The organism is Marinobacterium lutimaris (assembly GCF_900108065.1).
GTDB lineage: Bacteria > Pseudomonadota > Gammaproteobacteria > Pseudomonadales > Balneatricaceae > Marinobacterium_D > Marinobacterium_D lutimaris.
Map to the genome: position 1 here is coordinate 1,357,756 of NZ_FNVQ01000001.1, position 11,980 is coordinate 1,369,735.

Sequence of the window (11,980 nt, forward strand, 5' to 3'; positions counted from 1 at the left end):
AGATCTAATCAGTCTCAGCGCGCCGGCACCTTGAAACGCTCTCCCCTGTAGTTGAACACGACTCCGCGGGGAATGATCGCTTCGATATTCAGGTTCGGCGCGACACGCTGCCCTTCCCGCATCATCCTGTCATTCAGCTTTACCATCCTGCCCGAACGGCTTTCTGAATAGATATGCACGCTGAACTTGAGTTCAGGAATTTCACGCTGGGTTGCTACGGGTAACTGGCGCAGGTAAGGCAGATCGGCGTAGGGATCAGCCGCCCTCTCCGTCACCTGAGGCTCTGGGCTAACCTTGCTGACAGCGTTATTCGCAGGCTGCTTGACTGCACGGGGAGCGGGCGGAGCTTCGGTGGCAGTGGCTCGCGGCTGGCTTTGTGGCGGATTGATAATTAATTTGACCCCACGCATATCCGGTTCGCTGTCTTGCACGACGGCACCGGCCGGGGCGGTGAACACTGCGGATTGCGACGCGTCAGACGCGGTTGCCGAGACCTCAGCAGGGGCTTGCGACCCAGGGTAGTTGGATACAAACCACCCCGCTGCGGCAATAATTGCGAAAGCCAGAATATAACCTAGCCTGCGCCGCGACCATCTATGCTGCGGAGAAGCAGTGACCGGCGCTTCCAGGTTTGTCGGCGCGCTTACCGGTTTTAACTGACTGCGCTGCTGCTCAGAGTCCTTGAGTGCCTGCAGGATATAGGACATCTCAGCGCCCCTCCCCAGCCAGCCTCGGTTGATCATCCAGTGCGGCGTTATTCATCTGGATCAGTGTGCGCGGGCCCGCCACGCCATCCACATTAAGGCCGTGACCGGCCTGAAAGTCCCTCACCAGCGCAATCAATCCCGGTCCGTATGCCTTGCGAGGCTCGGTGGTGAGCACCTGCTTGCTGATTCTTGCCAGTTGCTTATCCAGCCAGGCGACTTCGTCTCCATAGGCGCCCGGCCATATCGGCGCGACATACCCGGGCGGTGGCCGCCACAGCAGTGTAAATTCTCCCAGCCAGCCTGACTCCAGATCCTCTGTTGGCAGCTGCAGCTCTGTGCCGGACAGATAGATCCGCGCCAGGTTCTCATCCAGCGACAGTATCAACGCCTCATAAGTGCGGCCATCATGGCCAATCCGCGCCACAACGGGCCGGTCGATCTGTTTAAGCAGTTCCAGGTCACCATTCAGCGTCAGACAGGCAAGATCATGGAAAGCGGCAAAATCGCAAACGACAGGCTGCTGCCTGGGGTCATATTCGATGCCCCAGAGGCTGAACAGTCTCCGGTAGGCTTTAACCAGCGCAAGGTCTCTGTCCTGCTGTTCGGGCCAGATAACCTCCGCCGCTGCGCTGACGTCACTGCCTGAGGGTTTAGTCTGGGCAACACCTGCCGGCTCGCTTTGAAGTAACTGCAACGAAGCCAGCGATATATCGGACAACGGGCTGGTGTTTACCATCGCTTCCGGCACTACGCTTGCGTCTGCCGTCGCTGGAACGCCAGCCGCTGTTGCCGGTAATTGATCCAGGGTAATCGGTCGTTCACGCGCCACCGGTGTAGCTTCAACCACCGCCGGCTCGGCCTGCGCTTCATCGACAGTGTCGTCGAACAGGCTGCGCACCGATGCGCTGAGATCTGAAACACTTCCCTGCTGAAACAGCACCGATAACGCGAAACCCGTTCCCCAGGCCATCAGGCCGATCACCACGGCTGCTGCCAGAATCACGCGTTTGCTCTGCCCCGCCGGCAACGTTAAAGGCAACTCATCACCGAGCACTTCGGCAGCCGCCTTCTTCAGAGTTTCCGGTGTCACTTCGTTCTGCTTCTGCACATAAGTACCGAGCAGCGCCCTGTCACTGATCAGGTTGATAAGACGCGGTACACCTGCTGAAAGACGATACAGCTGTTTCAGCACCGGCTCAGGGAAGACCGGCCTGTTCAGACCAGCCACCGATAGACGGTGCTGCATGTAGAGAGGAAGATCCTGCGCCGACAGAGGCCCCAGATGAAAGCGCGCCGTGATGCGCTGCGACAGCTGGCGAAGATCCTCCCGCGCCAGCATCTCCAGTAACTCGGGCTGCCCCACCAGAATCACGTTAAGCAGTTTGTGTTCGCTGGTTTCCAGGTTGGTCAGAAGGCGCACCTGCTCAAGCAGTTCCACCGACAGCTGCTGAGCCTCATCGATGAGCAAAACCGTCTTGCGCCCTTGTGCATAACGGTTCAGCAGCTCTGCATAGATAGCATCTACCTGGGATTTCACCGTCAGCCTTTCGCTTGACCGATCAATACCGAGCTCATCGGAGATAGTCTCCAGCAGCTCAGGCACGGTGAGGCGTGGATTAAGAATCAATGCTACATCGGAGGATTGGTCTGAAAGTTGTTCCAGCAACTGCCGGGCGACGGTGGTTTTCCCGGTGCCGACCTCTCCGGTGAGCAAGACAAAGCCACCATCGATGCTGATGCCGTAAAGCAGATGGGCAAGCGCTTCCTGGTGCTGGTCACTCATAAACAGGTAGCGGGGATTAGGCGCTATCGAGAAGGGCGACTCGCTTAAGCCGAAATAGTTACAGTACATAACAAGTGCCAATCGCTTGACTCAATTACTGTTCACTATAGTCATCAATTCACGGTATTGAGTCCCAATAACGGTACATCAGGCCGATGAAATATTTGCACTGGAGATCAAATTCACGTGCAAACTTGTCTCTTTTACACATCAGGTGACAACTATACTTCCCAGCATACACATCGTGTCGAATGCACGTCAGTTTTCGCATTATCTGGACACAACGCTATGGAAACTTATAAGACGAGGGAACACCCGAGGCCACAAGCGAAAAGGAAAGCACTGTTTTTAAACTTGGAACCCGGCACCGCAATAGCGGATGAACTGGCACGGCTTAATGGCTGGATATTACACGAAGTTAACAGCCTGGAGCAGGCCGACAAGGCGCTTTTACAGCAGAATTATTTCGTTGGTATCGCCCATTTCGACTGGTCAGATCCGCTGACCCACCAGGAGTTTTCAACCTTCTTTCAGCAGCATAATCAAATTGCGTGGATCGCGTTAATCCGACCGGAGTATCTGCGCGATATCGCGTTACGCCGCGCACTTTTTGAGAACTTTTATGACTATTTCTCACTCCCGCTCGGCGACAATATAATCAACCTGGAAACGGTGCTTGGTCATGCCTACGGTATCTATCACCTGCAACAACTGGAAAGCGATGACCCCGGTATCAATGATGAATTCCAGATGGTCGGCACCAGCCAGGAGATGCTGTCCATTTTTGACCAGGTGAGAAAAGTCGCCAAAACCGATGCGGCCGTTCTGATCACCGGTGAAAGTGGTACCGGCAAGGAACTGATCGCCCGGGCCATTCACCAGCGATCCAAGCGTGGCGCCTACCCTTTTGTCGCTGTTAACTGCGGTTCACTACCGGAAACACTGATTCACTCTGAACTATTCGGCTACGAGAAAGGCGCTTTCACGGGCGCCGCGCAGCGACGCCTGGGCCGAATAGAAGCGGCAGACCAGGGCTCACTGTTTCTTGATGAGATCGGCGACCTGGACCTTAACCTCCAGGCACACCTGCTGCGCTTTCTGCAGGAAGGCACCATCGAACGCCTCGGCAACAACACACCGATGCAGGTGGACGTGCGAGTGATCGCTGCCACCAATATCGATCTCGTCAAGGCGGTCGAGCAAGGCCGCTTCCGTGAAGACCTGTTCTATCGCCTTAGCGTGCTGAATATCGACCTTCCCCCGCTGCGTAACCGCGGCGAAGACAAGGAGCTACTGGCCCGCTTCTTCTTTAAAAAATTTTCCAGCGATCATAACGGTCAGCTGCGCGGATTCACCGACGAGGCGATCAATGCGATCATCCACCACTCTTGGCCCGGTAATGTGCGCGAGCTAATCAACCGCGTGCGCCGCGGCATGATCATGAGCGATAACAAACTGATTACGCCGCAGGATTTGAACCTCTCACCCGGTCTGGCGGAAAAATCTGAGCCGATAAGAACCCTGAGCGAAGCGCGCTCAGAGGCGGAGAAACGCGCCATTTCCGCTACGTTACACCGGTTTGATCACAACATATCACGGGCAGCCAAAGCCCTTGGGGTCTCCCGCGTGACACTATACCGCATGATGGAAAAGCATCATCTCCATGACAAGAGTTCGGACAACCAGCCAGCAAATCAGATCTAAGTCCAAGCATCAACTCTACTGTTTATCACCCTTTACATCGGCCCATCGGCAACCGCAGGCCTAGTCTCCCCCTTTGCAGTTTTCTCATTATATTTCAGATAGATAAAATGAATGGCCCGTATACTGCTTAGTCTTAAGACAATAAAGGGTATGCCAATGAAGAAAACACGCAGGCGGATTCTTCTGAATCACCGTCTCATACAACAGGAGTACTCAAGAAAGGTCGAGGAGCCCGAAACGCTGGCCAAGAGCTACGAGTGGGGTAACCACGCGCCACCAGACAACCTTGAACACCCCCATCTTTGGCGACGCCAGAAACCCGCGTTCAGCCGTATTGATTCAGAGGATAGCACCAAACACATCACCCTCTGGGACGAGATCTGGGAGACTCTTTAACCCCCCCTGCAGCACTGACACTGCCAACGCTCAACAGCCTCCTTACTTGTTACCAAGATCTTGGTCCTCACAAAGCCCCTGATTTCTCCACTCATCCTAAATTTTATATTTCTTATAGCAAATTGATCTATAAAATATACATAGCGTCCGATGCTATAAAAGTGTAAATATAAATTTACATAATTATTAATATTAGTCTCTTATCTAAAACACCAAGTTATTATAGGTTAATAAAATTTTTATTTTTGTTACATTAAATTTACACCGTCTAATAAATACCTGACAGTATGTAAACATTAATTAACAACCAACCACTTAATTTTTAATTTACCCGAAATTCCTGCCCATCCATCGATACTTAACGTAACACATCCGGCCTGATATGATCGCCCCACATTCTGGTTGTTAAGAATATTAAACATAACAACCGAATCATTTGTCGTGTGAATTCTAAATCTGTATCAGACGGTTAAAAAATACCAACCCAAACAGATAATTGTTTAGCACGGCTTACAGATATAAAACGGTGTGTTTACACAAAAAAGCTGGTTCAAAAACTGATCCTCTGTCGAAAGGGCTAAACCCGAGTAATCGGGTGGCGCAAAGTTACGGGTCCGTTCACGGATACCACCGCGAGGTGGGGTTCGTGGAGGGATCGCCGGACTGCCAACATAGAGAAACCTGTTCGTCGCTTAGGGTCATTGCTGAATTTATTTGTATCAGGAGAAATCCCTAATGCGTCTGACCCGACCTGCGCTTACTCGTACCCTGCTGTCTGTTTCCCTTGCTACCGCCCTCGGTGGATTTACGCTGCCGAGTATCGCTGCCAGCACCCATACTCATGGCCAGCAGCAGTCGGAATCGAACAGATCACGTCAGGCGATGGAACACACACAGGCGCTGATGACGCTGCAGAAACGCTGGGCAAATGCCAAGGGCGCCGATAAATCCCGCGCGCTCTCTCAAATGCTCGACAAAGCCGCTGCACGCCGCGAACTTCTCGAACAGATAGTAACTACAGACCCAGCCACCGTTCTGCGCGTGGCCATTCCTTCAGAGATTCAGTCGGGCATGCCTGCAGAGGTGCGTGCAAAACTGGAGCAGCGCCTGGAGCTGAGCGGTCAGCTCGATGTCTTCTACGAAGACCATGAAGATGGCAGCCACCGTCTACGCCATGTATTGAACACTGACTTCGGCGAAAAGTTCGAAATGCACTTTGCCGGTACAGCCCCCGAAGTGTCCAAGGGAACTGCGGCAACCGTTTATGGCGTTCTGTTTGCGAATGACTCCGACGATGACAACAGCCAGGGCGATCTCGTACTGAGCTCAGATAACCTCATGCTGGCAGCAGGCAGCACCAGTAATGCCAATCTGGGCGGCACCGCTCAGGCCGGCTGGACCTTTGGCGAACAACCCACACTCGTTATCAACGTGAACTTCGCCGATAACGCCACCCAGCCCTGGACCCGGGCGCAGGCGCAGAACACGGTGTTCGAGTCGGTCAACGACTTTATCCGCGAAAACTCCTCCGATCAGACCTGGCTCAGCGGCGATGTAACCCCCTGGCTCAACCTGCCGATCAATGGCGCCAGCTGCGACACCACTGCCATCGTCACTGCGGCAGACAACGCTGCGGCAGCTGCCGGCTATGATCTTTCCCGCTACAAGCGTCTGATCTACGCTATGCCGTACAGCTCCAGCTGTGGCTTCAGCGGCGTGGGTTCCGTGGGCGGCTGGCCATCAACCACCGTTATAAACGGCTCCATGAGCCTTTATACAGTCGCCCACGAACTCGGGCATAACCTGGGGCTGTACCACTCCCATGCGCTGGAGTGCGGTTCTGCGGTAACCGGCTCCGGATGCTCAACCGATGAATACGGTGACAGCACAGACATCATGGGACGCGTCACCAGCCACTACACCACTTTCCAGAAAGAGCGACTGGGCTGGCTGGACGACTCCAGCATCCAGACTGTTACCCAAAGCGGTGTCTATTCACTGGAACCCTATGCGGGCAGTCAGGGAAGTGCCCCCAAGGCGTTGAAGGTGCAGAACGGTATCGATGCTGCTACTGGTCTGCCGCTCTATTACTACCTGGAGTATCGATTTGCCACCGGCTTTGACTCTGGTCTTAGCAGTGTCGGCAACATTCAGGATGGCGTCGTCGTGCACACCGGTGTCGAGAGCCGCGGTAACACCAGCTATCTGTTGGATATGACTCCGGGCAGTGGTTCATCCAGCTATTCCGATCCCCGCGATGCGGCCCTGGTCACCGGTAACAGTTTTAACAGTGGCGACCTGACCCTGGCGACTGAATGGGTAGACGGTCAGACCGCGGGTATCAATATACAGCTCGACGGAACCGTAGCGACCTGTAGCCGCGCCAATCCTGGGCTGAGTCTTACTCCGGGCGAAAGTGAATGGTTGCCGGCCGGCTCAACTGTCACCTACACCCTGACACTGACCAACCGTGACAGCAGCGTCTGCGGAGCCAACAGCTTCAGCCTCGGCAAGAGCGCTCCCACCGGCTGGAGCAGCACTCTGGGCAATACGACCCTGACCCTGGCTCCGGGTGAAAGCGCCAGTACCACGCTGACGGTTACCTCAAGCACCAGTGCTACCGACGGATTCTATGCAGTGAACACCAGCGCTACCTCGGGCTCTTTCACCGCCAGTGACGAAGTAACCTATGTGGTCGACAATCCGGTGATCGCAACCAACAGCGCACCTGTCGCGAATAACGACAGCGCCAGCACCGACTATGAAACGGCGGTCAGCATCAACGTGCTGGCAAACGATACTGATGCCGACGGCGATACTCTCAGCATCTCGTCAGTCAGTGGTGGCAACGGTAGCGCGGTAGTTAACGCAGACGGCACTCTGACCTTTACGCCGTCAACAGGCTTCAGCGGTACCACGAGTATCAGCTACACCATCACCGATGGTAAGGCTAGCGACAGCGCCACAGTCAGTATCAACGTGGCTTCCGCGCCAGTTGCAGCCAACCTTGCGCCCATCGCCAAAGACGATAGCGCGATTACCGATGCAGGCAGCGCTGTAACGATCAACGTGCTGGCCAACGACTCTGACCCGGATGGCGATGCCCTCAACCTGGTGACCGTCAGCGAAGGTGGTAAGGGCTCGGTCAGAATCAATGCCGATGGCACTCTGACCTTCACACCCGCGAAGAACTTCAAGAACTTTGACAGTTTCAGCTACACCATCAGCGATGGTTCCCTGACCGCCACCGCAACAGTTACCGTAACCCTGGCTACAGACACAAGCTCAGGGGACAGCACTACCGACACCACCAGCCCTACCGGTGGCAAGGGAAACGGTCGTAACAAGTAACCGGGAAATCAGGTTCGGGAATCTTAGGATAAGAAACCCTTGTACCAAGACAAAACGCAAAACGGCGGGCCTCGGCCCGCCGTCTGCTGTTAATCACTGTCCATTACTCAGCGCACTTCCTCTCTAGGGTGCCGGCGGACAGAGTTCATTGTTGTTATAGGCATCAAGCACGCCGGCCAGGTAGTTGGCCTCCTGTGCTGCAGGCCCACCTTTCAGGTACTTGCCAGTAGCATCGAACCCGATGCTTTCAAGCAGATCCTGAGCATCACTTACCGCATCCAGAAGTTCCGGACAGTATGCAGCATTGGAGTCCAGGTTCAGGATTGCAGCCATCAGCTGAGCGGCCATGCCGTAGGCAGGATCGCCAGCCATTTTCTTGCCACTGTCGAAGTCGCGCTTATCGAGGATCGATACGCCGAGCTCACAGCTATCCACCACGAAGCCTGTGTCGAGATCGCCATAGAGCGGGATCGGCAGGTGATGATCCAGCGAGTTGTACTCGTCCAGCGTACCGTCTGCGATATCGGCCAGGTACTTGTCGTACTGACCACCGTTAGTGCAGCTGCTCCAGTTTTTCCAGTAGCCGATAGTCCTTGCGTCACCTCCCGGAGGCGGCACGTTATCGACCTTGAAGTGCAGTGTTTCCCCAGCACTGATGCTGAAGTCTGCACATTCGGTGCTGTTATCCAGCGGATCCGGGTTGTACCAAACCAGCGGACTGATCGCACCGTTTTCTACGGTACCGGTATTTTCCCAACCGACTGTCAGGTCAACCTCACAGAATGCGTAGTTGCCCGGCAGCAGCTTGGCCATACCGTCGACATTGACACAGATCTCCGGATAGCCACCGACACAGCTGAATACAGCCTCGCCGGTCACAGGATCGGAGCTTGCGGTTGCCACGGTAGTGCCACCACTGCGGATCTGGAAGCTGAACGGAGCGTAGGAACCGTTAGGCTCTACGCCGGATACAGTCTTCAGCAGATCAGCCATACCACGCTTGGTGTTGGTGAAGGTACAGTCGATATACTCACCAGGCTGTACGTTGAACTGGACAGACGAGGTCTGATAGAAAATACCTGTGTTTTCGACCTTGGTCTCAACACAACTGATATTTGTCAGATCCCAGCCATCCGGCACAATTTCGGTGCTGGTGTAAAGCGCGTTCGGTTCCACTTCCGTGTAGCCTACAGCCGGAATGGACTCACCATCCCCGATGAAGCCGTTCAGATAACCGTTGAACTCAAAGGTCTGCGGATCGGCATCAGGAACAGTTTCCTTGTGCAGGCGGATGTAACCCTGGCGCGTATTGGTGAAGTAGCAGGATACGGTTTCACCGTTATCGATGCTGACAATCACTTCGCCGGTATTGACATTAACCTCTGTCAAGTTTCCGTCGATGCTGGTTTCATCAATACAGAAGAGATCGGTCAGTTTCCAGCCCGCGGGGATAGTCTCGCTAAAGCTGTAGAAGCCCGGCTCCAGACCGTTGAACTGAGCATCTCCATCCGTGGTGTATGCATCTTCAACAGTGGTGACGATATCAAACGGCGCAAGGTCGTTGGTATCGTAATCGAAGGTACCGACATCACCGATGGTCTGCTTGTAGACGATCAGGTTACCCGGTGCCGCCAGCTTGGTGTTAACGAAGGTACACTCGACGGTTTCACCCGGATCGAGCTCGATGGTTGCCAACCTGATACTCGGGTCGGTATCCACGCTGCTGTTGGCTGTTGGGTCGTCACAGAACACGTCCGTGAAGCCCCAGAGCAACGGCGGTACAGCTTCGGTCACATCGTAGGTTCCCGGGAAGAGGTTTTCGAAAGTGTTCGATTCCTCAGCACCGGAAAGAGCATCGCTGAAGCTCCAAGACTGAGCCGCCAACAGCGTATCGAAATCACCGACGGAGCTGTCGAAAGCGAAGCTGCCGCTGAGATCAAGCGCATTGTTGCCCTCAACCCGCTTGGTGATAATGATGGTGGCCAGTTTCGTGTTCTCGAAAGTACACAGGAACTGGTAGTTGGCATCTTCAGGCAGGTTTACCTCAAAGCCACAGGTACCGGCCTCAAGATTGACACTCTCACCGAGGATGTCGGTCAGCTGCCAGCCAGCCTTTTCGGTTTCAGTCACTTCGTATACGCCTTCGAACAGGTCAGCGACGAACACCGCGTCACCATTCGAATCGGATACTGCGGTTACTCCATTCACCGGCAGTCCCGGGCCTTTGAGAGTGAACTCAAAGCCAGACGGGTCATGGCCTGCAGGCACAGTGACCTTAATTACCTTGGCAGATGCAGGTACCGCTACGTTCTGGAAGTAGACATCGCCACCACAGTCCGGGAGGACAATGGTTTTGTACTCTGTATCCGGATCAAGCAGGAAGCCACCGCTACCACCGACCTCGATGACACTGTATTCGACGCCCGGATCCAGCCCTTCCACTGTGGCAGAACCGCTGGTTTCACCAGCCTCGATAGTAATGGCCACGTCGTCACCGCCTGAAACGATTCCTCCCGGTCCATAAACATCGAAGTAGAAGGTGGCAGATTCAACCCCATCGAGAATATCCTTATCGATCGATTTATGGATGGTCAGATCAACCGTCGGTACATCGGAGAACAGGATCGCCGCGTTTTTGCTGATCTCGAGTACACCTGATACCAGAGTAGCCACATCAGGCAACTGGCCATTGGTGTTACGCGGTTCATCCAGATGGATGGTCTTATCGAACTCGACGTAACCATCACCGCTCTGTTCACTGGACACCCAGGTCACCGCTGCTGTGGTTACATCACCCAGCACATAACCACCCTGGAAGCTGCCATCGCCATCAACTCCATCCACAGAGAAGCTGTAGCCGGTACCGGTGATCGGTCCTTCAACGTCGGTAATAACCGCAGTTTCGTTGTTGGATGTGCCGCTCGGCTGAACGTCGGTGGATGCGGTCGCATCGGTGTCGCCCGGTACGATATCGCCACCCACCTTGTAGGTAGCAACTGCGTAGTCGTTCAAACCGCTGACATTGGCCGGCGCATTGAACTGATGGGTCAACAACAGCGTTGTAGATCCAGCCGGTACCAAAACGTCAATGGCACTAGCGGTATCCAATGCCACCTCTCCGGCACCTATATCACCATAGATCGTATCGTCAACGCTGACGTGTACATCCAGGTGCGCCGGGTTATGAGCATAGATATTGGTGACGACAGTGACCATCCCCGGGGCTCCGGGCAGGCGTTGCCATTCGATACGAATGGTGGAAGTTTCCGTCATCGGATCATCGCGCAGACAGCTATCACCAAACTCCAGTGTGCTCGGGTTTGCTGTCTTGGTCAGGTTCCAGGTGAAGTTAGTATCCTGCTGCGCGCTCATATCCTTGCTCAGTTCCTGCGGCAGGATGTCCGCTACGGGCAGCTGAATACGCTTCTGACCAATGTTTGAGTTATCACCGTCTTCGTTCCAGAGGTTAGACTGAAGCGAAGAACCGCTAAACTCGCTGGCTCCAAGGGATAAACGCTGTGCGTAGTCATACACGCAGGTTTCCCCGGCTACCATCGTCGCCGTAATCTGGCGATAGATAGTTTGGAAAGCACCACCGGCACCACCACCTTCCGCCGTGATCATCACGGGGCTGGAGAGAACCGCGGCACAGCTACCATCAGATAGACTCGGATTGAGTGTCAGCGCTGTGATGTCATCCCAACCGATAGTACTGGCACCGTTAGGCTTGTAGTCCCCTGATACCAGGAAGTCGAAGGTCTGGTTTGCACCGCCATTGTGTAAAGTTACGCGGTGGGGTACATAGTCCAGTTCGTTCCATAATTTACCCAGGTTACCTGTCGTATATCCCTCATCGGTACAGGTATAAGTTGTTTGATCATACGTAGCGCCGGTTTCCAGTCGGCACCCCTCTAGGGTAAAACCTATTTGCACGGGATAGGTCGCGTGGGCCTGCATAGACAAAGCCATCAGTAACGCGAATAACAGTGATGGCAAAAGTGTAACTGCTCGCCACGGTACGCATCCCTCGTGATTATTG

General features: G+C 54.4%; 6 protein-coding genes and 1 riboswitch. Of the genes, 3 read left to right on the plus strand and 3 right to left on the minus strand.

From position 1 onward, the window contains the following. Positions 1-14: 14 nt before the first annotated feature. Together C4S72_RS06035 and C4S72_RS06040 are read right to left on the minus strand one after the other, a co-directional pair. Positions 15-707, minus strand: a complete 693-nt coding sequence (locus tag C4S72_RS06035; protein ID WP_160115451.1) for a general secretion pathway protein GspB — start codon at positions 705-707, stop codon at positions 15-17. A 1-nt stretch (position 708) separates the two neighbouring features. Further along, on the minus strand, positions 709-2,559 hold the full coding sequence (locus C4S72_RS06040; RefSeq protein WP_104002126.1) for an ExeA family protein: 1,851 nt from the start codon (positions 2,557-2,559) through the stop codon (positions 709-711). Positions 2,560-2,676: 117 nt separating this feature from the next. Between C4S72_RS06040 and C4S72_RS06045 the strand changes: the two genes are divergently transcribed. From C4S72_RS06045 to C4S72_RS06055, 3 genes are all read left to right on the plus strand, one after another. Beyond that, a complete protein-coding gene (locus C4S72_RS06045) occupies positions 2,677-4,194 on the plus strand; it encodes a sigma-54 dependent transcriptional regulator (RefSeq protein WP_235009060.1) in 1,518 nt (505 codons plus the stop codon). Between the two features lie 156 nt (positions 4,195-4,350). Then, entirely contained in the window at positions 4,351-4,590 is a 240-nt protein-coding gene (locus tag C4S72_RS06050) for a hypothetical protein (RefSeq protein WP_146071864.1), read from the plus strand. A gap of 565 nt (positions 4,591-5,155) precedes the next feature. Continuing rightward, a riboswitch (cyclic di-GMP riboswitch) is annotated at positions 5,156-5,261 on the plus strand. Positions 5,262-5,325: 64 nt separating this feature from the next. Next, a complete protein-coding gene (locus C4S72_RS06055; RefSeq protein ID WP_104002129.1) occupies positions 5,326-7,941 on the plus strand; it encodes an Ig-like domain-containing protein in 2,616 nt (871 codons plus the stop codon). 123 nt (positions 7,942-8,064) lie between these two features. Here C4S72_RS06055 and C4S72_RS06060 read toward each other — a convergent pair whose 3' ends face one another. Further along, positions 8,065-11,910, minus strand: a complete 3,846-nt coding sequence (locus tag C4S72_RS06060) for an MSCRAMM family protein (RefSeq protein ID WP_160115452.1) — start codon at positions 11,908-11,910, stop codon at positions 8,065-8,067. Positions 11,911-11,980 lie beyond the last annotated feature (70 nt).

Coding starts and splice junctions, on each gene's coding strand:
- C4S72_RS06050 (WP_146071864.1), top strand. CDS start 4,351: ATGAAGAAAACACGCAGGCGGATTCTTCTGAATCACCGTCTCATACAA.
- C4S72_RS06035 (WP_160115451.1), bottom strand. CDS start 707: ATGTCCTATATCCTGCAGGCACTCAAGGACTCTGAGCAGCAGCGCAGT.
- C4S72_RS06055 (WP_104002129.1), top strand. CDS start 5,326: ATGCGTCTGACCCGACCTGCGCTTACTCGTACCCTGCTGTCTGTTTCC.
- C4S72_RS06060 (WP_160115452.1), bottom strand. CDS start 11,910: ATGGCTTTGTCTATGCAGGCCCACGCGACCTATCCCGTGCAAATAGGT.
- C4S72_RS06040 (WP_104002126.1), bottom strand. CDS start 2,559: ATGTACTGTAACTATTTCGGCTTAAGCGAGTCGCCCTTCTCGATAGCG.